Below are 19,824 nucleotides of genomic sequence, written 5' to 3'. Positions count from 1 at the left end.
CATCAGCGCGGAAGTCGTGATCGTGCTGCCCGTCGTTATGCTCACGATCCTCGCCTGCATGCAGCTGTGCCTGCTGTTTTTCGCCCAGTCCGTCGCGCTCGCCGCCGCTCAGGAGGGCGTCCGCGCCGCGCGGGCTGACGGCGCTCCCCGTTCAGCAGGCGCAGCCGTTGCCAGGAGTTACGCCGAGCGGACGGCCGGAGGATTCCTCCACGCCATCAGTGCCTCCAGCGGAGGGGACGCGACCACCGTCCGGGTGACTGTACGGGGCCGCTCGCTCTCCCTGGTCCCTTTTCTGCCATCGATTCAGGTCATTGAGGAAGCCGCAGGAGCGGTCGAACGCTTCACGAGACCTGGACGGACCTTATGACGGAACGCGGCAGCGCCACCGTGGAAGCGATGCTCGCCATCACGGCCATCGTGTTGGTCGTCCTGCTCGCGATCGCCGGTGGCAGGATCACGGTCGCTGCAGCGGCAGTAGAGGCCGCGGCACGTGATGCGGCTCGTCAGGCATCCATCGCACGGTCTGTCGCCGAAGCAGAAGCAAGAGCCACTTCGAGCGCGCACGATTCCCTGAGCAGCCGAGGCGTCAGGTGCACGTCCGTGAGCGTCCGGGTGAACACGGCAGGCTTCGGCCGGTTGGTAGGAAGGCCTGCCGCGGTCACGGCGACCGTCTCGTGCTCCGTGCCTCTCGATGACGTGGCATTCCCCGGTCTCCCAGGAAATGTCGTGAGGCGGGCCTCCTTCACCAGCCCCCTGGACCCTTACCGAGGAAGGGACGCGTGACCGATGCGCCATCTCTTCTCCACGGACGCCGAGCGCGGATCCATAACGCCGTACGCCCTCATCTTCATCACAGTCCTCATGCTCTTTGTCGGCCTGGTTGTGGATGGAGGAGCCAAGCTGCGGGCGGGTTGGGAAGCCGTGGGCATCGCCGAGGAAGCAGCCCGCGCCGGCGCAGGGCAGATCGATCGAGCTGCCGCATACGAAGGTCGAGATTTCGTCGTCGATCGCGGCGCAGCCGTACGAGCAGCTCGGGCATACCTATCCGCAACCGGGCAGAAGGGGACCGTGGCCATCAACGGCCCGAACTCGATCCGAGTGCGGGTCACGGTCACCAAGCCGACGTGGCTGCTCTCGCTGGTCGGCCTCTCCTCGGTGTCGATGACCGCCACCGCCACTGCTGATCTCGTCTCCGGCGTCGAAAGGCCGAACCGATGACGCTTTCCCGTCTGCCGCGCGCACTCGCTGCCACGATTGTGCTCATCGGCACTGTTGTGGGCTTCCCCATCGTCTTCTATCGGTTCGTCGGCTCACCACTTCCCGATCACATTCCCAACCTGCAAGAAGTCCTTGACAGGCTGACCGCTCGTGATGACGGCACACTGTTCATCGCCGTCCTGGAATTCCTCGCCTGGGGAGCATGGGCACTCTTCTCAGTCTCGGTGATGGTCGAGATCGGGGCACGGGTCGTTGGACGGCGGGTCACACCCCGGCTACCCGGTCTACGTGCGCTGCAACGCCTGGCGGCCTACCTCGTGGCTTCTGTCTCACTCGTTGCCGTTGCGCCGGCCGCGATGGCCGCCGCGGACGCTGCTCCACCTCCCGTGGTCGCCATGGCGCCGGTGCACGCTCTCGGCGAGGTCGTAGCTGATAAGCCAGCGCCAGCCCACGAGCAGGTCTACAGCGTGCGGCAGGGAGACAGCCTCTGGAAAATCGCCGACCGCAAGCTGGGCAATCCCGATCGGTGGCGGAAGATCTGGAAGATCAACGCCGGATCCGCCCAGCCGGGAGGACACAGGTTCATCAACCCGGGTGTTATCCGCCCAGGTTGGAAGCTTCGACTCCCAGAGCCGGCCAGAAAGGCCGAGCAGGAAGAGCCTCCTGCCGTCAGGAGCGCTGCCGAGCCCATCAGGAACCCGGCTCCTGCACCCACTTCGCTCATGCAGAAGCCTGCCGAGCAGGAGCACCACAGCGTTGTGGAGCTGAGCTCGGGATCCTTGGTTGCGCTGGGTTATGCGGCAGGCATCAGCACGGCCTACCTCTCCAATCGGCTACGACGCCGCCGTCGCCATGTCCCACCGTCGATATCGGAACCTGTTGAGATCACGCCGGAGCCGAAGCCGGACCCGGGGGTTGAGGAGCTAAGACGCGCTCATCTACAGAGCTTCACGGAACGGGGAGAACAGCCTCCTTCGGATGCCGAGCTGCTTCAGGAGGCGCATTCGATCGATGCGCCGGAGAAGCTCTCTGTCGGGAGGCATCCCGACGGATCAGCTGTAGAGATCGGTCTCGACGGTCCGGGTCTTGGGCTGATCGGAGATGGCGCTTACGATGTCGCCCGCTACCTCATCCTCGAAGTGCTCCGCCAATCGAGCAACTTCCGGGCTGAGGTCGTGGTGAGCGGCGAACTGGCGGAACGTCTGCTCGGAACTCCAGCCGACGAACTTTGTCGGCTCGCAGTCTCATTCCCAGGGCTGGTCATTACGAACACGACGGACGGCGCTCTCAAGCACTTCGAGCAGACATTCTTCACCCGCACACGGATGCTGCTCGAACGAGAGGCATCGGACATCGAGGAACTGCGCGATCGGGGGGATCCCGGAGAGGTCCTACCGAACGTTGTCCTGGTCGCAGAGGTCGACGACGAGGTCTTCGACCGGGTGTCAGCACCCCTGATCTCTCGCGCGACAGCGGGAGTTGTAGCGCTACTCCTCGGTGAGTGGCCCAGCGGCACAACCTGCGAACTCAATGACGAGCACCATGTCGTCCAGGTCACAGGTCGGCTCGCCGCAGCGATCGCCGACGCCCAGCTCTTTCACCTCACCGAACACGAGGCCGCGGCCCATCTGAAAGAACTGATGCCAGAAGAGGAGGTCTACGCTTCTGAGGAGCCTTCGCCCAGTAAGCCAGCAGCCGCCTCCTGGGATGGCCCGCAGCTGGTTCGCCTATCAATCCTCGGCCCACCCACCGTTGCCGTGTCCGGCCGGGCCGAACCGCTTGAACTGGGCTGGCTGCAGCTCAACGCGCTCGTCTACCTCGCTCTCCATCGCGACGGCGTGACGCGCGATCGGCTCACGACCGCCCTGTGGCCCGACGATACGGGCAAGGACGTGCACAACACCCTGCGTCACCTTCGCAATGCCCTGGTCACCGCTTCGGGCCACGAGAATCGTGACAGGAAGAGAGCGCCCTTCATCAACGCATCCACGACCCAGGAAGGCGCAACCTACCGAATCGACCCAGCGCTGGTAAGCGTCGATCTGTGGGATTACCAGGCCGCTCTGGATGAGGTCAGAGCGGTGTCCGATCCCACCGCCAAACTGACAGCCCTCACGAAGGCCGCCGAGCTGTGCGGAGGGGAGCTCGCGCAAGGCCTGGAAACCGAGTGGATCGAGGAACACCGCTACCCACTGACCCGGTCGCAAGCCGACGTTCTGACCCATCTCGCTGAGCATCGCGCCAAGAAGGATCCCGAACAGGCATTGGAGGCCCTCGAAAGAGCTCGCGCACTGGACCCCGACGCTGAGGAGACGTATCTCCGCATTACCCGCCTGCAGCTATGCCTCAAACGTAGAGATGAGGCCCACCGCACGGTAGAGCTGCTCCGACAGCGCCTCAGCGGATTGGGAGTTCCTTTGAGCGCGAGGACCGAGAAAATCCTCAGCACGCTGTTTGCCGAGAAAACTTAAGTACCCGATAGGCGGGCCGAGTTGCTGTTGCAGTTTTACGGCCAGCCCGAAGTCTATTCTCTGCACGAAAATGTCGATCGTCACGTACAGGTCGAAGGACTTCCCTCGCGCGGGTCCGGCGCGTTCAGACCCTCCTCTATCACCGTCTCGCTCATCTGCACGGCTGAGATGAGATCGGACATCAGCGGGGCCGGGACGGCGCCGAACCCGAGCCCTGCGTCCTGCACGGCTGAGGTGAGTTGATACTGCTCGGCAAGGCTGAGCAGCGTACCGGCCCGCGGGTGGGCCAGGACTTCCCTCGCGGCATACCCGTCCGGCGTTGCAAGGATGTCGCTGATCAGGGAGGCGAACACGCGATCAGCCAGGGGCAGGTCAATACCGGCGATCAAGTCGAGGATGACCAGGCCGAGGCGGGTGCGGAAGACCAACAGCCCTGCCGTCCGGTCGAGATCGAGGAACTGGCGCTGGACCTCGACGGCCGTGTCGCCGACCGCGCGTCCGGCCGCACGGCTGCACAGCAGCTTTAGACAGCCGGACACCGGGTGCTCCCAGGACTGGATGGGCTCACTGTTGGCAACGAGCTTCAGGGCTGTGTGCGTCTGCCCAGCGAGGCAGTGCGCGATGATGGTGGCTTGTCGGCCGTCCAAGAGTCGTTGGCCGACACCGCGGTATTGCTTTGCATGGGTGATTGCCTGCTCCCACCGGCCCGCGCTGATGAGCGCCCGGATACCCTCGGCGAGGAAGACTCCCCACAGCCACTTGCGAACCGTGTGGAGATCGTCACGGGTGCGGGTGAGACCGTCGAACGAGATGCTGTGGCCGTCGATGTCTGCTGCGCCGCCAGTGCTGACGGCGTGGAAGAGGGTGTCGAGGAGAAGGTAGCCACGGATACCTTCGTGTGCGCGGATGGCCAGCCGAGCGAGATTGACGAGTGGCTCCAGGGCGTGGCGTGCGTGGCGTGCGTCCAACGGCCAGGCGTGCAGATAGGCGGCGAAGTGCCGCCAGCACAGGGAGCGGGCCAGAGTGGAGACACCACAGTCGCTCGCGATCAGCGCTGCCTTGTTCAGCGCCTCGGCGGCCAGCGTGAGGCGGTCGGCGTCCGTGCCTTGGGAAGCGGCGTCCCCGAGGTCGTGCAACTCGGCGATGCGTGCCCGGAGAGGCGGGCAGGCCGGGCGGGGGCGCGCTATCAGGGGGAAGCGCTGCGCGGCCTGCTGCAGCACGGCGTTCATGGTGTCTCGCTCCTTGTCTGTTCGGCATCGGGAGTGGCCGTGAAATCGCTCCCGAAGACGATGTGCTTGGCGGTGTGGGCCAGGACGGCCTGGCTGGTGTAGGGCATGCCGAGCCGGTTCCACGCGAAGATGATGTGGTGGGCGAGGATGGCGCGCAGGCCGCGGTGCAGCGATCCCTCAGCTGTCAGGTCGGCCAGTTCGCTACCGGCGGCAGCAAAAGCTGCTGACCAGTCGGTGGCGAAGGTCAGGGGCGCGCCGTCACGCAGGAGGGGGGTTACGTCCACGCTCATAAGCCGCCGCAGGCCGGCCTCCAGCGAATGCCGCCGCTCGGGCGGGATCGGGCTGGAGAGGCCACGGTGGTCGGCTACTCGCGCCCACACGTCGCCCTGCTCGTACCAGTCCAGCCCGGCCGAACGCAGCAGGATCGTGCAGAGCAGGATCGACAGTTCGCGGCGACGCTCGGTATGCGGCGAGCGGGCGAGATACGCGAGCAGGTGTCGGCTGTCGAGGTGGAAGAGGTCATGGGCGCACGCCATGCCCTTGGCACCGCCGAAGGCGTACAACTCGGGCTCGTAGATGGCCTCAGTCGCGGCGTCGATGTGCCCCTGCCGAATGAGGACGTTCAGGTGGTCGCGGAGGTGTGCCGGCGCCCGGTCGCTGCTGGGCACGTAGCGAACGCGCCAGCAGGGCGTTTTGCGTATGAAGAACCAGGCGGTGAGAAGCCGTTCGGCTTCGGCCGCGGCCAGCAGCGGTGCGAGGTGGGTCACGGCGGTGTGCTCGGCTTCGGCCCAGTCGGGGAAGGCGACGTTGACTTGCCGCCACGGGCGAGGGTCCATTCGGGTTGTCTCCGGTGGTCAGGCCAAGAGCAGGATGGTGTCCCAGCCCGAGGCTGGGGCGATGCCGGTGCCGATGGTGTGCAGGGCGAGCGCGGCACCTGCGACGCCGTCGAGGAGTTCGGGCTCGTGCATGCACCGGGATATCTGCGTGGTCAGCCGGGCGGCCACGTTGGGGAGCTCGGCGCCGAGCGGGGAGGTGGTGGCGTCGGCGGCCATCCGCCAGGCCGCTTGGAGCAGTCCGGCTGTTCCGTGGCACAACCCGATCTCCGGAAGCCGATCGAGCTGGGCGGGATCGCGCAGCATTGCCAGCATGGCGGCTTCGGCAGTCTGCTTTCGGGCGACGTCGCCGAGCGCCATGCCTGCCAGTTGCTGGGCGCGGGCCGTGCCGCTGATCCCGTAGCACCATGACGGCCGGGGGCGCAGCGAGGGGTCGATGCGCTGCTCGCGCACCTGTTCGATGGTGACCAGGCCTGGCCACCACAGGCTTTCGCCGTCATGCTGCTGCCACAGGTCGATCCAGGCGCAGATCCGTTCGATTGCTTCTTTCGCGCCGACCACGGGCACGTTGTGCAGCATGGCCAGTGACAGGAGGGCCAAGATGGAGCCGATGCCGTGGGAGAGCCCGACGTTGCCGTGCCCGTTCGGGTAGTCCGGGCTTGGCTCGCCGTTCGGTGAGACGTTTGTCCACCATGCGGGGAGCTCACCGTCTGCGGGCAGCGGGTCGGTCAGGCGCACCAGGTAAGACAGCACGTCGTAAGTGATCCGGTGGTCCGGGTGGCGTCTGAAGTGGTAGGCGCCCAGGCCGGCCAGCCCGCGGATCAGATCGAATTCCTTCATCTCGGGTCGTTCGCCTCGGTCGATGCGTGCGTGAGCTACGGCCAGACGTGCGCGGGTGAGTTTGGTGACGGCGTCGTCCAGGCGGGCCAGTGCGCCCTGGTACCTGCCCGACTCGTCGGTGGCCGCGTGTGTGACGAAGGCCAAGGCGGGAGCGCCGAAGAACAAGCCGGCGTTGGCTGCCGCAGTCAATGCGCCGGAGGCGGCCACCGCCAGCCAGGCATGCGCGGTGCCGGGGTCGCCACGGCCGGAGCGGGCGCGCTCGATGTGCAGCAGGGCGATACCGGCCGCGCCGCCCGCCAGCGATTGCGGCCAGACCCGACCGGCGTTCAGCGGCTCGACCGCCCACGGCTGGGGGTCGGCCAGCGCTGTGGCGATGGACTCGGCCACGGCCAGCGCGTTCGGTTGCGGCTCGTTCATAGCCTGCTCCTCGCGGTTTGGGTGGTCCAGCTCAAGGCAGCGGCGCGGGCCAGGTGAAGGCACGCCCGCTCACCGGCAAGCGAGGGTCCGGCCATGCGGACGTGGTGCAGGTGCAGCAGATCAGGCAGCACGGCCGTTGGGGGAAGCGTGCCCGCCTCCTCCAGCGCGTTGCGGTAGGCGGCCAGCGCCTGCCGTCGCCGCGCCCAGCAGGCGACGATCTGCTCGCCTGCCGGGTGCGCGGCCAGCACGGCGTCATCATCCGGTTGGGCCAGGCGGACGGCCTGGTCGTAGACGTCCCGGTCCGGCGGTGAGGCGACGGGGCGAGTGTGGTCGATCAGCCAGCGCATCGCCGTGACGTAGTCGCCGATGAAGGCGGCGGCGATGTCGAGCAGACTGGCAGCGGTCACGGCGTGCAGGTTGGACCCCCCAGGGGACGCGATCGCGGTCAACTGGGTAACGGCGGTGGCCGAGTCGGCGGCGAAGTACGTCTCGGCCGCGTGCATGGCGGCGGGTCCGCCGAAGCGGGCAGTCTCCGGGAAGTAGGTGTCCCACTGCACGCGTGCCATCAGGCCGGCCCGGCGCACCTCCTCGCACCACGTCGCGACCTGTCCGGCCATGGCGGCGGAGAACGCACCGGTGAGGCGGATGCGGAGATGGTGGTCAGGATCGTGGTAGCGCAGAAACCACCATTGTGCGTCGCTGCCGACCGCGCTCACGAGGCGCGACAGGTGGCGGGTGAGGATGGCATCGTGCCGGTCGGGGTGACCGTACAGCTTGAGCGAGAGCCGCCCGTGCCGGCCGGGGAGGTGGCCGTGATCACAGGAGCTCACCTCGCGCGGCAGCCGGGGCGGCTCGGCAGGCTGACCGGTCGTGGCGAGCGGGATCACAAGCTCGTGGGCGTGGCCGCCGATCCAGCCGGCCGCGTCAGGGTCGGGGGCGACGCGCAGCACGGCGGTGCCGGTGCGGTCCACCTGGGCGCGCAGCAGGGCGCGGTGCGCGGGCTCGCAGAGATTGAGCCGGAGGTGCTGGTCGCCGCCGCCGAGGCAGACCGTCTCCGGCAGCGCCACCGCCGTCCGCCAGGCGGCCAGAGCGGTGTCCCACTCTCCCCAGCCAGCCGAGAGTGCGGGTAGGTCGGCCGCGGAGAGTCGCCAGCGGGCAGGCGAGATGATCGTGCGCCGATAGCGCAGCGCCGGAACGAACGGCAGCGCGGCTGCGGCACCCCAGTGGAAGCCCGCACACGGGGTTTGCAGCGCGTGTGGCGCTTCGAGGAGGAACCGTGCCAGCGGGTGTGTGTGCTGCACGAGGTTGACCGCGTTGAGGATCATCGGCTCAACGGCTCGGCGGCGCGACAGCGACACCAAGTAGACGCCGCGCAAGTCGGCGGTGACGGCGAGGTCATCCAGGTCGAGCGCTTGTGTGTCATCCCCGGTGGGATGGTCGCCTACCGGCAGGAGAAGCGGCAGCACCTGCGGGGCGCGGGCGACGTTCTCGGTGCTCGTGTACGGCGCCGGAGCCGAGAGCTGCACCGCCAGCGCGTCCCGGGTACCCGGGGGTAGGTGCGCGTACACGGCACCCATACGCTGCCGGTGCTCGTCGTCGAACAGGTCGAGGAACCGGCCGGTGGTGGTGCCCGCGCTGCGCGATGTCCCTGTGACGACGAGCGTGAACCGGCCCTCGGTCAACGCCTGGGCGGTGATCGCCTCGATCCGTACGGTCAGTTCCGTGGTGGGCTGGACCGGTGCGTCCGGATCCGCCGTGCCGAGGTCGGCGATCACGTCGTCGTCGAGCAGGACCTCGCGTCGGCCGCGTATCGCGGCGTTATGTGCCAACGCCAGCAGCTTGCGGTCGCGGTCGGTCAACACCGCGTCCTCGGATGTGAAGGCGCTGTCGTACCCGGCCGGGTATCCCAGCCCGATGTCGGCATCGACGACCTCCCGGAGCGGGACCAGGGCCCGTGGGCCATAGCGGTCCAGGAACCGCTCATGCCAGGCCATCCAGCCCGTGTTAAGCGCCGGGCGGCGGGCCAGGCGAACGAGCGCGGCCGCTGCCGTGGCCGCCTCTGCCGCTACGGCGGCCGGCACGGTCACCTCCCCGTCCAACCGCAGATCGACCGCGAGCGGCAGGCGCTCAGTGCGGTGGACGGCCGCCATCGCGACGATCGCCCGTGCCCGATGATCATCCGCTACGGCGGCAGGCGCACGGTTATGGTCGGAGAGTTCCTTGGCAACGACGCGCAAACCCCTCACGATGTCGGCCACCTCGCCGATCTCTTCCGCGTTCACCGCGTCCAGCTCCCGCAGGAGATACCGGAGCGGATCGCAGGCCGTCATGGGCGGGCGCAGGCAGGTGAGCAGAAGGCGCTGGGCCACCAGCTCGGCCACGAGCGCGTCGATAGTGCTCTCGGCAGTTCGTGGGGAGGCGGCCGACAGCCGGTCCATCAGATCCGTGACGGGGAGCGGATCCCGAGCCAGCCGGAGCGCTGTCCGTACGGGTCCGGTGGCACGCACGCTCACCTCCCCCGGTGCGCCGTCCGCCACAGTGCTGGCGCGGTGTTCGAGCACCAGGCGGCCGTCACGCTCGAAGACGAGGTTGTTGGCCGTTACCGTCAAGCGCCGCCGCAGCGCCGTCTCACCTTCCAGCCGCTGAACGACCGCGGCGAGCCATTCCGCCGCGACACGGGCTATCGGGCGGTGAGCGTCCCCGATGCGCACCGCCGGCAGATCAGTTGCAGCGGTGATGCGAGCCGGAGCCACCCCGGCGAACAGGCCGAACGGCGTCGCGCGGCTTGAGGCGCGCAGCAGGTAGCGCATCACGGACAGCACCGCACGGCGCACACTCGGATCGGATGCCCTCCCTCCAGCACAGATCTCGCCCACCCGCCGCGCCAAATCGGGGCTGGCCTGCCCCACCGCTGCCGCGAAGCCCGGTATCTGCCATGTACGAGCCAGCCAGGCCCGCCAGGAGACGCGATCCGCGTCCGGGCCGGTCAGGTCGGGCCACGACGCGACCTGCTGGTCCGGCGGCCACGCTGGGGCGCGTAACACCGCCGCATCGAGGTATCGGTACATCAGTCGCTCCCGTAGCTGGGGGGGCGTCCGGCCGGTCGGTGAGCCGCACCGGCCGGACGCTCGGGTCAGGCGTCGGATTTCAGAAGGGCGCCTACGTGCCGCAACTGACGCACGCGGTCGCGCACGTCGAGTTGCAGCCGTCGTCGGTCATGCGGATCAGCTGCTCAGCGGCCACACCGGACTCGACGATGGACACGTCCAAGTCGGCGCTCCAGTCGTCCGCGTCCCAGCCTTCAGCGTCGAGCATGGGTGGTGCGAGCGTTGCCACACCTCCGCTAGAGCGTGCGGTCATGCAGATTCCTCCTTCGTTGGAGCGGATGGGTTCCCCGTGCTTCCCTGGGCAGATCGTCCGACCCTCCCAGGGAGCCCGGCGGTCTATGGCCAGGTGACGACGACGGTCCCGTGCCGTTTGGTGATGACCCCGCTGGAGGGAGTCGGCGGACTGGCCGGCTTGGGGATATACCGGATGGACGAGGCACCGCGACGGTGGTACTTGTCCGCCCACTGACGCAGCAGTTCCACGTACCGGGCGGCGACGTTCTCGGCTGAGGGGCCGTGAGCATAGACACCGCTCTCGTATCCACTGCTCATGTCGTCGCTCGGCCGTGCGGCCCGGTAGGCGAAGCTGTCGCCGCTGATCAAAACGGGCACGCCCTTGAGCGCCGGGCGCGCGAGCAGCTTCTGGTCGATGGCATCCTGATCGGCGTGCAGCATCGCCATGCGCAGGTCGTTGGTGAGCAGGAACAGCGTCAGCTCGTCGGGCATGTCGAACACGGCCCCCGACCAGCGTTCGATCCTCGGCAGGTGCAACGCCCGGCGCAGCGCCTCCACATCAACCTTCAGGTCCTCACCATCCATGCGTAGCACCACCCCGGCGTCGACCACGACGGTCCGTTCGGTGCGGGAGCCTGCCCCCTGGAACGGCACGAAGACGCACAACCCGTAGCTGCGGCTGACCAGGCCGCCCAAGCTGTCGCGCTCGAACGCGATCCAGCGCGTCGTCCCTTTCAACCGGAGCGGGACGACGATCCGGCCATCGTCGGTGAGCTGCTCGATCCACCCGGGCGGGATATCCCAGCTCCCCGCCGTGACGATGAGCCTGTCGAAGGGAGCCGACTCGGGCACACCCTCTTCCGCGTCGGCCAGCACCACGTCGACCTGGTGGTAGCCGGCTTCGTCGAGGAAGGTGCGGGCGCGCTCAACGATCTCCGCGTCTATGTCCACCGTGGTGACGCGTCCGCTATCACCAACGAGTTCGGCCAGCAAGGCAGCGTTGTAGCCTCCGCTCCCGTACTCGCACACGCGCATGCCGGGCTCGATCTCGGCTGCTTCCAGCATGGTGGCCTGGAGGTGCGGGGCGGAAACGGAGCTGAGGGTCAGACCGTTGTCGTCAGTTTTGACAACTGGCGCGTTGTTCGCGGCGTAGGCGGCCTTCAGCGGCTCGCCGGGTGTGAACAGGTGTCGCGGCACCGTAGCGAATGCTGCCGCCACGGGCTCGGACTGGATCGCTCCCTGGTCGCGGAGTTCGCGCACCATGGCGGCACGCAGCGCGGCGGCTTCCTCGACGTTGCCGGTGGTCACGTCGGTCACGGGTCATCCCTCTTTTTGGTTGTGATGAGCAACTGGTCGATGGTGGCGGGTCGCACGCGGGTGTCAGGACCGATCTCGAGGATTCGCCATCCGGCAGCGTGCAGCTCGACGTTCCGCGCTGTGATCCACGCGGCTTCGTCGCGGAACATAAGGCTGGTCGTGGTCTCGCCGATGGTCTCTTGCCCGGCTGTCCAGGTCTCGCGTGCTTGCCTGCCGGCTATGATGACCGTCCAGTGCTGGCTCTGCCCGTCCATATTGCGGGCGTACCTCCAGGTGGAGGTGCCCTTGTTGATGTGCGGCATCAGCCGGAGGCCGCGCACCCACAGCACGAGCTTGAACACGATCAATCACCACTGCGGATCTGGTGAAAGCGGGCTGCGATGAGGCTCGCCGCCTGCGCGGCCTGCTCAGCCGGAACTGTCGTGCAGACCTTCGTGCCGGTCGCGGTGTCGATCATCCCGCTGTCCCAGCGGATCCGCTCGACCATCACCCAGACGTTCATGACCCGCCCGAGGACGAGCAGGGCCACACCCCGGTTGGTGCGGATGTCAGCGGTGATGCCGTACCCGGCGCGCAGGTGCTCCTGGATTAGCTGCGCGGTCGCGACGGCCGGGCTGACCGGTGCCCGTTTTATAGGGGTGATCCTGGGGCGTGACGTGGTGTCGTGGTTGTTCACGTTCATCGTCCTCGTCAGATGGGCGCGGCGTGGTGGCCGTCTGCGTCGTCGCCACGACTTGGGCTACCACGAGCGATTGCCGGTGCGGGCGTCTGCGCCGCGCGCAGGCTGGCCGTAGGAAGGATGTGGTCGGTCGGCGTTACGCAGGTGCCGGTGCGAGCCGCGGTGATGATGGCCTCGGTTGCCGCGATGGCGGCAGCGCCCTGGCGCAGCGTCGCGATATCGCTCGGCAGGCCGAGCAGGGCGTCCCGGAAGGCTTCATGCTGACTACGAAACGGGTCGGCGTCCGGCACCTCGTAGCTCGCCACCTTCTCTGCGAGGTACGGGGTGGGATCGATGGCCCAGGATGCGTCGCCCAACCCATCGTGGGCGTAGTGAGTGATCGTATGCGTCAACGCATCGGCTACCACGCAGCCCCGATCAGTGTGTGCGATGACGGCCCGCTCCTTGCACGGAGAGATCCGGTTGACCTGGATGTCGGCGATCTCGCCCCCGCTGAGACGCAGAAGAGCCACGGCATGATCCTCGTGACCGCATCCGCTCACACGGGCGACGTTGGCGGCGACAGAGGTGACGTGACTACCGGTGAGCCACATAGCCAGGTCAACATCGTGAGTAGCCATCTGGGTGACCACTCCCATGGGCGGTGAGGGATCATGGAAGCGGTCATAGCGACGGGTGGTCACCTGATAGACGCTGCCGAAGTCCCCGCCGCGTATACGTACGCCAAGTTCCTTCACCGCAGGGTTGTGCCGCTCGATCTGTGCGACGGCTCCGAGCAGTCCGGCGTTGTCGAAGGCTTCGGCAAGCCGCATGGCCGCCGGCAGCGACGGCGCGATAGGCCCTTCGATGAGAGCGGGTACCCCTGCCGCCGCCAAAGCGAGTCCCACCTGCTCGCGCTCAGGGATCGGAGTGGCGACGACGCAGTAGTCCAGCTCCAGTTCCATGAGATCCTCTGCACGGGCTGCCGCGTGAACGCTGTCGAAGGCGGCGCGCCGTACCGGATCGGGGTCGGCCACCGCGACCAGGGCGACATCATCGAGCGAACGCAGGACAGCGGTGTGAATGTGCCCCGCCCGTCCGAGGCCGACCACCGCTGCTCTGAGTGGTTTTGTCACTGCCATACCGCTGACTCCTGCAGATGAAGGGCTGGTCTTGACCCGGAAGGGAACTGATGGGGCGCGACGGTGTGGAGCGCCACGGGGGAAGTGCTCCACGCCGTCGCGCCGGTCTATCGGCCGATCTCAGCGAGGACGCGCTCGACACGATCGGCCGCAGCGACGAGATCGCCCACGGGAGCGATCCGCTGGGGCCAGGGGAAGAAGAAGCACCACTCGCCGTCCCCGTCAATCGCAGTGATCACACTCTCGGCAAGGACCGGTGCGGCAAGGTTGACCACTTGCAGGCAGGGCGGGCGATTCTCCCCGGTGCGTACTCGGGCGGAGAATCGACGGTTCTTCAGTTCGACGGCCAGCTCCTGGAGCCATGAGGCCGCTTTTTCCGGGTCTGCCGTCATATCAAATCTCCCGAGGTTTCTGGGGCAGGAGCCTCACGATTCAGGGGGATCGCGAACCAGACGGCCTTCCCGTACCTGTCCCGCCTGGTCGAATAGGCCACGTTGTGCCGGTAGCCGCAGCGGCCTCGCGACAGTTCGAAAACGATGCTCAGCCCTCGACCGTGCTCTTCTTCGACGCCGGCCACGCGCATGACCGGGTTCAGGGTGGCGCCGTCGATCACCTCCACGTAAAGCTCGTCCTGCTCGGACCGCAGCACGAGCTCGAAGGGCGTCTCCCCGTAGAGGACCGCGTTGCCGGTCAGTTCGCTCACCATGAGAACGGCGTCGCTCACGAGTTCTGGGTGGATCCCTAACGCCGTCAGCGCTCCGCTGGTCAGCTGCCGTGCCTGGGCCGCTGCCCGAGCGTCCTTACGCAGAGGCCAGGCGGCAATGTTGGCTGACCGCTGCCGGACCAAAGTCACCACAACCGCCTCCCTCGCTGCTTCGTGGCGGTCTCCAACGTTGTCGCGGATCGATTACCTGCGGTAGCGAGAGAGCGCCGCGTCACGGTGCGGCGGGTTCGCACCGGAAGTGCGGCAGGTTCACACCTATGAGGCACCACTCTGACCGCGGTTTCTGTCCTACCGTCGATATATGCCTGGTCACGACTTGGAATGCGCGAGGAGGATCCGGACGGACAATTCGGGCAGAACTCCGAACTTGATTGCACAGGAGATCCGCACCTGCTGCGGCTACTCGCCCCTTAAAGCACACCGGCTGGCCAGAGGATGGACCCTTGAGAAGGCCGTCGAGACGTTTCACGACATGTGCGCACGCGAAGGTTTGGGGGCGCGCGGTCTGACCGTACGATCATGGATCGAGTGGGAGGGTGAGCATCTCCCCAGCCCCGACTACCAGGACCTCCTCTGTCGGCTGTTTCTCACCGGCCCGGTCCAGTTGGGGTTCGCACGGACATACGGGCCGACCGAGGAACCTGCCCGCCGCCCGACTGGCAATCAGGCCCTCGTCATGGAGGTGGCCCGCGAATCGCTCGCGCACGCGGCTTCAGCGCAGTTGAGCGATGTCAGCACGGTGACGTTGGAACACCTCGACGCCGAGATCCGCCGAGTCGCAAGCGAATACGTCTACGCCGATCCTCTGCCGCTCTTCCACAGGATGCTCTGGTTACGCGGTGAGGTCTTCAGGCTCCTTGATGGGCGCGTTCGTCCTGGTCAAGCCGCTCAACTCATGCTGCTGGCCGGTCAGCTTTGCGGCCTGCTCGCCAACGCGAGCCTGGACATGGGGAACCAGACTGCGGCGATGACGCAGGCGAGGGCGGCGTGGACCTATGCGTCGGTTATCGATCACCATGCGCTACGGGCCTGGGTCCGCGGCCTGCAGGCGATGATCGCATACTGGAACGGTGCTCCCGCAACTGCCGTGGACCTGGCCCGCGATGGTCAGCGCTTCGCGCGGAGCCGTACGGCGTTCGCCCGTCTCGCCAGCATCGAGGCACTGGCTTATGCGGCCATGGGTGCGGAGGCTGAAACCCTTCGGGCCATCGACAGCGCCTGGGATCGCAAGAACGACTACGACGAGATCCACGACGGCATCGGGGGCGAATTCCGCTTCGACATGGCCAAGCATTCTTATCTGGCCGCCGGCGCGCATGTGCATCTACGCCGCCCTGACGCCGCGATCACATACGCCGATCAGGCGATCTTCCTTTATCGATCGGGGGAGCCGCACCTCCGCGCCTACGGGAACGAGGCGATCGCCTACTCGGACCTGACCGTGGGGCATCTCCTGAAGGGGGACCTGGAAGCCGCTACCACGGTGGTCACCAACATCGTCAGCCTTCCTGAGCGCCAGCGCATCGACGGCCTCGTCAAGCGCCTGCTCAGCGTGCGTCGCTGGGTGGCGTCCGAGCCGCGATTCCGTGGGTGCCCCCAGGCTCGGGCACTCGTCGAGCGCATCGAGGAGTTCCGCTCCCTGAGCCCTGCGCAGGAGCTGCCGCGGTGAACACCGTCGTACCGTTGGGGGACGGCACCCTGCTCGACCTCTGCCACATGGCGGGTATGGACTGCCGGGATGCCCGACTCATTCGTGTATGTGCCAACATCGTCTTCTATCTCCCACGTGCCGCCGCTGTCGTTCGGGTCGCGTCGGCGGAGATGGCGGCCAAGGCGCGCCGGGCGGTCCGCATGGCTCACTGGCTGGAAAGCATCGGTTTTCCGGCGGTGCGCATTCATCCGGCCGCCCCGGAGGCCGTCGTAGTGGAGGGTGCGGTCGCCACGTTCTGGGAATACCTTCCGCAACCGCGCCACGCACCACCCGTCGTCCGGCTCGCATCGCTCCTGCGGCGCCTGCACGAGGAGTCACCGCCCTTCCCGCTACCGCCATGGGATCCGGTGGCGGACGCCCGCACCAACCTCCTGCTGGCCGCCGGGACGCTGCAGGACAGCGATCGGGAATTCTTACTGGATTGGTGCGACCGCCTGGATGGAGAGCTGCCCGCGAATCGGTACAGCCTGCCGTACGGACTCATTCACGGCGACGCGTGGGCGGGCAATCTGCTCTGGAGCGGCAGGAAAGTCGTGCTTTGCGATCTCGATCAGATGTGTCACGGCCCTCTCGAATGGGACCTGGTCCCAACGGTGGTGAACGGACTGCGCTTCGGCCATCCCACGGCGGAGGAGTTCCTCGGAGCGTACGGCTTCGACGTCAGGGCTGCGGAAGGGTTCCCGATCCTCCGACAGGTCAGGGAGCTGACCATGCTGGCCGGGGCCCTGCCCGCCCTGGCGAGCCGGCCATCCATCGCGCGTGAGATCAGCAGGAGGATCAGCAGCCTGCGTGATTCGAGTGGTTCGGGCCAGTGGTCTCCCTACGAGTAGCTGCGGCTTCTCAATCCGTGACGTAGCGTTGAAGTGGACCTTGCTTGGGAGGCCCGAAATGGCCAAGCCTGGACACCATGTGGAGTGCGCCCAGCGCATCCGCATGCGTCGGCTCCTTGAGGAAGCCGACCCGCCTCCGATACGCGTGATCCACGCGATCGCGGCCGAGATCGGACAGTGTTGTGGGCACCACCCGCTCAAATGCCTCCGGTTGGCAAACGGTTGGAGCAGCGCCGAGAGGGCCGTTCAGGCGCTGCACCGGATGTGCCAAGAGCAGGGACTTGGCGCCAGGGGACTGACCAAGAGATCATGGCTTGACTGGGAGAGCGGGCATCGGCCTGGGGTGGACTACCTCGACCTGCTGTGTCGCCTCTTTCGGACCGGCCCGGTGGAGCTCGGCTTCGCCACCGATTACTCGCCGGGCGTGAAGACTCCGGTCCCCACGACGGAACGGGAACTGATCATGAGCGCCGCCGGCGAATCCAGCGATCACGTCGCCGAAATCGAGGCCGCCTCCATCGGTCCGAACGCCCTGGACCAGCTCAACGACGACGTCATCCGACTCGCCCGTGCCTACGTACATGCCGCACCGCTTCCACTCTTCGGAGAGCTGACCCGCATCCGCAACCGCACGTACCGCCTCTTGGACCGCACTCGCAATCCCCGACAGCAACGTGATCTGTACCTGGCTGCTGGACAGATTTGCGGGCTGCTAGGCAGTGCGAGCTTTGATCTTGGCTATCCGTACGCCGCAGCGGAGCAGGCGAGGGCGGCTCGCGTGTACGGAGAGGTCATCGGCCACAACGAGCTGTCGGCATGGGCGGACGGCTTGCTGGCGTGCGTGGAGTTCTGGGCAGGCCGCCCCGCACAGGCGCTTCGACTGGTCGAACGAGGGTTGGAGATCGCTCCTCCCGGTACGACGCGGGTACGGCTGTTCAGCATCGGCAGTCGGGCATCCGCCCTTCTCGGCGATATCGACGGCACTCGTGATGCGATCCTCGCGGCGCAGGATGCCCGGGGGCCGCGAGGAGAGCTCCATGACGAGGTGGGCGGGGAGTTCGGGTTCGACGAGGCCCGCCAGGTGTTCTGTGCCGGATCCGCCTACCTGAGCGCGGGTATGGCGCCGGAAGCGGAGACAGAGTGCGAACGGGCACTCACGCTTTATCGAGCCGTTCCTGCTGACCAGCGGTGGTATGCCGCGGAGGCGAGCGCGTCCGTCGACCTGGCCGCAGCTCGCCTCCTTTCCGGTGAGATCGACGGCGCGGCCGATGCGCTGTCTTCCGTGTTCGCGCTCCAGCCGGACCGACGCGTTGAGGGCCTGGTGAAGCGTGTGGGACAGGTCCGGGTGTCATTGACCTCGATCCCGTCGAGGGAGGCAGGCGTTCTCATGGACAAGATCGAGGATTTCACTACTGAGACGGCGACTCGGGCCCTGCCGGCCTCCTTCTAACGGCGATCCCATAGTTGGAGAAGTTCGCGCTCTCTCTCGGGGGACAACCCGTGGTGGGCTTGACGGTCGTAAGCGAGTGGCCCGCCACTCTCCGTGAGCCAGGCATACGTGTCCCGAACCGTCTCTTCGATCGGCCGGCAGGTCAAGCCTGCTGCCGTCGCCTTCGCAGAGTCCACCGTCCAGGTCCCTGGAGGAGTGCGCCACAGCGGGATCTCCGTCCACTGCCGCACTTTCCGCACGACCAGGAACTCATCGTTTACCCAGGTCAGCTCAGCGTCGGAACCGGTGACGGCTCGGCACGCGTCGAGCAGCTCACCAAAGGTGGCGTGCCCTTTCGGGGCGGTGATGTTGAAGGTGCCCGTGATTTCCTTTTCGAGGCAGCTCAGCGTGAAGGCCGTAAGGTCACGGATGTCGATGGGCTGGATCGGCTTCCCGGCAGCACCAGGAGCAAGGACCCTGCCGCCCCGGGCGATGCGCGTCAGCCACCATGTCAATCGGCCGACGTTCTCCAGAGGTCCCAGGATCACTCCCGGCCGGAGGATCGTGACCTGCCCTTTGAACGCCTCCTGTACGGCGCGCTCACAGCCCACCTTGTAGGCGCCGTACTGCGCGGCGGTCCAGTTCGCCTCGTCCTCTGCGGTGCCAGGCATGTCCGGCGAACACTCGTAGGTCTCGCTGGCCTCATCGACCGGCTCGGCCGGCCAATCCGGATAGACGGAGACGGTGGAGAGGAAGACGTACGCTCCCGCCCTGCCGGACAGGAGTCGTGCGACGTTGCCCACGACCTGGGGAACGTAGCCACTGGTGTCCACGACCCAGTCCCATTCGCGACCGGTGACGAGGGCATGGAGATCAGCAGCGTTCTCCCTGTCCCCCCGAACGGCCTCGACGCCGGGCACGTCCTGACCCGTCCGGCCGCGGTTGAACGTCGTCACCTGGTGCCCGAGCGCGGCGGCCTGCTCGACAAGCGCTCTGCCCACAAACCGCGTCCCACCGAGCACCAGCAGTCTCATGCCTCTGATCATCGCTCAAGCTCATCGCTACGTCGACTGTATGGGCCCTGCCTGCTGCAGGTCAGTCAGACGCTTTTTCACCCTCGTCAGCAACGATCTGGAACATGAGGCTCGAGGAACAACGCCAACATAAACGGCGATGCAACCGATCAGCGGCAGAAGCGGATGATCAGCGCCGTCAAGCGGACAGTCTGTTGCGCGTGGCGGTGATCGCAACCCACGACGCCTACGCGGTCTGCCCATTCACCTCGAGCGTGACGCCTGGCTTCTCTGTCCAGAAGGCGAGCAATCCGGCGATCTTCTCCACCCTCGGGAACGGTTTCGTGTAGGACCAGACCACGTCCTCGGCCACACCGTCACCGGTCTGAACCGACCAGTAGGTGGCATCGCCCTTGAACGGGCGGTGCGGCGTCGTTGTCGATGATCGGAGCATATCGATCTTTACGTCCGCCGGCGGCAGGTAGTAGCGCGGTGGACAGCTCGTTTCGGTGAGCACGATCGGCCGGGAGGAGGTCGCTGTCCGCACGGCCGAAGCGCTCGACGCAGGTGACATCGCGACAGTAACCGTCGAACTCATCGACTTTTGACCATAAGGGCGACAAACCAGCATCAGCACACGATCAGCGGCAG

Annotated in this window: 20 protein-coding genes; 7 read left to right on the top strand and 13 right to left on the bottom strand. The window is 66.9% G+C overall.

Going from position 1 to position 19,824, the window contains the following annotated elements:
* From AP234_RS32780 to AP234_RS35645, 4 genes are all read left to right on the top strand, one after another.
* Nucleotides 1-367 (top strand): TadE family protein (locus AP234_RS32780; protein WP_235558527.1); only part of this gene is annotated, 367 nt, incomplete at its 5' end.
* Nucleotides 364-783, top strand: a complete 420-nt coding sequence (locus AP234_RS39750; protein WP_083502645.1) for a TadE/TadG family type IV pilus assembly protein — start codon at nt 364-366, stop codon at nt 781-783. The genes AP234_RS32780 and AP234_RS39750, both read left to right, overlap by 4 nt.
* A gap of 3 nt (nt 784-786) precedes the next feature.
* Entirely contained in the window at nt 787-1,218 is a 432-nt protein-coding gene (locus AP234_RS32775; RefSeq protein WP_055483642.1) for a pilus assembly protein TadG-related protein, read from the top strand.
* Nucleotides 1,215-3,689 carry a LysM peptidoglycan-binding domain-containing protein gene (locus AP234_RS35645; RefSeq protein ID WP_083502644.1) on the top strand — a complete coding sequence of 825 codons (2,475 nt, stop codon included), beginning with the start codon at nt 1,215-1,217 and terminating at the stop codon, nt 3,687-3,689. The genes AP234_RS32775 and AP234_RS35645 overlap by 4 nt, the downstream gene beginning before the upstream one ends.
* A gap of 80 nt (nt 3,690-3,769) precedes the next feature.
* Here the strand turns inward: AP234_RS35645 and AP234_RS32765 are convergent, their stop codons facing one another.
* The 11 genes from AP234_RS32765 to AP234_RS32720 all read right to left on the bottom strand — a co-directional run bounded on the left by AP234_RS32765 (nt 3,770) and on the right by AP234_RS32720 (nt 14,190).
* Nucleotides 3,770-4,918 carry a hypothetical protein gene (locus AP234_RS32765; RefSeq protein ID WP_055483640.1) on the bottom strand — a complete coding sequence of 383 codons (1,149 nt, stop codon included), beginning with the start codon at nt 4,916-4,918 and terminating at the stop codon, nt 3,770-3,772.
* Nucleotides 4,915-5,754: a thiopeptide-type bacteriocin biosynthesis protein gene (locus AP234_RS32760; protein ID WP_055483639.1), complete on the bottom strand. Its 840-nt coding sequence runs from the start codon at nt 5,752-5,754 to the stop codon at nt 4,915-4,917. The genes AP234_RS32765 and AP234_RS32760 overlap by 4 nt, the downstream gene beginning before the upstream one ends.
* Nucleotides 5,755-5,772: 18 nt before the next feature.
* Nucleotides 5,773-7,008: a lanthionine synthetase C family protein gene (locus AP234_RS32755; protein ID WP_055483638.1), complete on the bottom strand. Its 1,236-nt coding sequence runs from the start codon at nt 7,006-7,008 to the stop codon at nt 5,773-5,775.
* Nucleotides 7,005-10,076: a lantibiotic dehydratase gene (locus AP234_RS32750; protein WP_055483637.1), complete on the bottom strand. Its 3,072-nt coding sequence runs from the start codon at nt 10,074-10,076 to the stop codon at nt 7,005-7,007. Before AP234_RS32750 ends, AP234_RS32755 begins: the two co-directional genes overlap by 4 nt.
* A 91-nt stretch (nt 10,077-10,167) precedes the next feature.
* Nucleotides 10,168-10,368 (bottom strand): FxLD family lanthipeptide, encoded by a 201-nt coding sequence (locus AP234_RS35640; RefSeq protein WP_083502643.1) that lies wholly within the window; start codon nt 10,366-10,368, stop codon nt 10,168-10,170.
* Nucleotides 10,369-10,451: 83 nt separating this feature from the next.
* Entirely contained in the window at nt 10,452-11,666 is a 1,215-nt protein-coding gene (fxlM, locus tag AP234_RS32745) for a methyltransferase, FxLD system (protein ID WP_055483636.1), read from the bottom strand.
* Nucleotides 11,663-12,007, bottom strand: coding sequence for a hypothetical protein (locus tag AP234_RS32740; protein ID WP_055483635.1), 345 nt, complete (start codon nt 12,005-12,007; stop codon nt 11,663-11,665). Before AP234_RS32740 ends, fxlM begins: the two co-directional genes overlap by 4 nt.
* Nucleotides 12,008-12,009: 2 nt before the next feature.
* Nucleotides 12,010-12,342, bottom strand: coding sequence for a hypothetical protein (locus AP234_RS32735; RefSeq protein ID WP_152990748.1), 333 nt, complete (start codon nt 12,340-12,342; stop codon nt 12,010-12,012).
* 14 nt (nt 12,343-12,356) lie between these two features.
* A complete protein-coding gene (locus AP234_RS35635) occupies nt 12,357-13,466 on the bottom strand; it encodes a Gfo/Idh/MocA family protein (RefSeq protein ID WP_083502642.1) in 1,110 nt (369 codons plus the stop codon).
* Nucleotides 13,467-13,573: 107 nt separating this feature from the next.
* Nucleotides 13,574-13,858: a hypothetical protein gene (locus tag AP234_RS36865; RefSeq protein WP_063843184.1), complete on the bottom strand. Its 285-nt coding sequence runs from the start codon at nt 13,856-13,858 to the stop codon at nt 13,574-13,576.
* Nucleotides 13,855-14,190 carry an ATP-binding protein gene (locus AP234_RS32720; protein ID WP_055483631.1) on the bottom strand — a complete coding sequence of 112 codons (336 nt, stop codon included), beginning with the start codon at nt 14,188-14,190 and terminating at the stop codon, nt 13,855-13,857. The genes AP234_RS36865 and AP234_RS32720 overlap by 4 nt, the downstream gene beginning before the upstream one ends.
* 367 nt (nt 14,191-14,557) lie before the next feature.
* Between AP234_RS32720 and AP234_RS32715 the strand changes: the two genes are divergently transcribed.
* The 3 genes from AP234_RS32715 (at nt 14,558) to AP234_RS32705 (ending at nt 18,181) form a co-directional block, all read left to right on the top strand.
* The gene (locus tag AP234_RS32715; RefSeq protein ID WP_055483630.1) at nt 14,558-15,859 is read left to right on the top strand and encodes a hypothetical protein; all 1,302 of its coding nucleotides are present in this window, start codon (nt 14,558-14,560) and stop codon (nt 15,857-15,859) included.
* Entirely contained in the window at nt 15,856-16,731 is an 876-nt protein-coding gene (locus AP234_RS32710) for a phosphotransferase (protein ID WP_055483629.1), read from the top strand. Before AP234_RS32715 ends, AP234_RS32710 begins: the two co-directional genes overlap by 4 nt.
* 343 nt (nt 16,732-17,074) lie before the next feature.
* Nucleotides 17,075-18,181 carry an XRE family transcriptional regulator gene (locus tag AP234_RS32705; RefSeq protein ID WP_152990747.1) on the top strand — a complete coding sequence of 369 codons (1,107 nt, stop codon included), beginning with the start codon at nt 17,075-17,077 and terminating at the stop codon, nt 18,179-18,181.
* Here AP234_RS32705 and AP234_RS32700 read toward each other — a convergent pair.
* Both AP234_RS32700 and AP234_RS34460 read right to left on the bottom strand, forming a co-directional pair.
* Entirely contained in the window at nt 18,178-19,194 is a 1,017-nt protein-coding gene (locus tag AP234_RS32700; RefSeq protein WP_055483646.1) for an SDR family oxidoreductase, read from the bottom strand. The two genes, AP234_RS32705 and AP234_RS32700, sit on opposite strands and share 4 nt — an antisense overlap.
* Before the next feature lie 226 nt (nt 19,195-19,420).
* Nucleotides 19,421-19,804 carry a DUF427 domain-containing protein gene (locus AP234_RS34460; RefSeq protein WP_235558528.1) on the bottom strand — a complete coding sequence of 128 codons (384 nt, stop codon included), beginning with the start codon at nt 19,802-19,804 and terminating at the stop codon, nt 19,421-19,423.
* Nucleotides 19,805-19,824: the final 20 nt, after the last annotated feature.

The organism is Sphaerimonospora mesophila (genome assembly GCF_001417795.1).
Classification (GTDB): Bacteria; Actinomycetota; Actinomycetes; order Streptosporangiales; family Streptosporangiaceae; genus Sphaerimonospora; species Sphaerimonospora mesophila.
This window is presented reverse-complemented; position numbering and strand designations above follow the sequence as displayed.

Bases quoted from the DNA above. Each gene is read 5' to 3' on its own strand.
- AP234_RS39750 (WP_083502645.1), top strand. From the start codon at position 364: ATGACGGAACGCGGCAGCGCCACCGTGGAAGCGATGCTCGCCATCACG.
- AP234_RS32775 (WP_055483642.1), top strand. From the start codon at position 787: ATGCGCCATCTCTTCTCCACGGACGCCGAGCGCGGATCCATAACGCCG.
- AP234_RS35645 (WP_083502644.1), top strand. From the start codon at position 1,215: ATGACGCTTTCCCGTCTGCCGCGCGCACTCGCTGCCACGATTGTGCTC.
- AP234_RS32765 (WP_055483640.1), bottom strand. From the start codon at position 4,918: ATGAACGCCGTGCTGCAGCAGGCCGCGCAGCGCTTCCCCCTGATAGCG.
- AP234_RS32760 (WP_055483639.1), bottom strand. From the start codon at position 5,754: ATGGACCCTCGCCCGTGGCGGCAAGTCAACGTCGCCTTCCCCGACTGG.
- AP234_RS32755 (WP_055483638.1), bottom strand. From the start codon at position 7,008: ATGAACGAGCCGCAACCGAACGCGCTGGCCGTGGCCGAGTCCATCGCC.
- AP234_RS32750 (WP_055483637.1), bottom strand. From the start codon at position 10,076: ATGTACCGATACCTCGATGCGGCGGTGTTACGCGCCCCAGCGTGGCCG.
- AP234_RS35640 (WP_083502643.1), bottom strand. From the start codon at position 10,368: ATGACCGCACGCTCTAGCGGAGGTGTGGCAACGCTCGCACCACCCATG.
- AP234_RS35635 (WP_083502642.1), bottom strand. From the start codon at position 13,466: ATGGCAGTGACAAAACCACTCAGAGCAGCGGTGGTCGGCCTCGGACGG.
- AP234_RS36865 (WP_063843184.1), bottom strand. From the start codon at position 13,858: ATGACGGCAGACCCGGAAAAAGCGGCCTCATGGCTCCAGGAGCTGGCC.
- AP234_RS32700 (WP_055483646.1), bottom strand. From the start codon at position 19,194: ATGAGACTGCTGGTGCTCGGTGGGACGCGGTTTGTGGGCAGAGCGCTT.
- AP234_RS34460 (WP_235558528.1), bottom strand. From the start codon at position 19,804: ATGCTGGTTTGTCGCCCTTATGGTCAAAAGTCGATGAGTTCGACGGTT.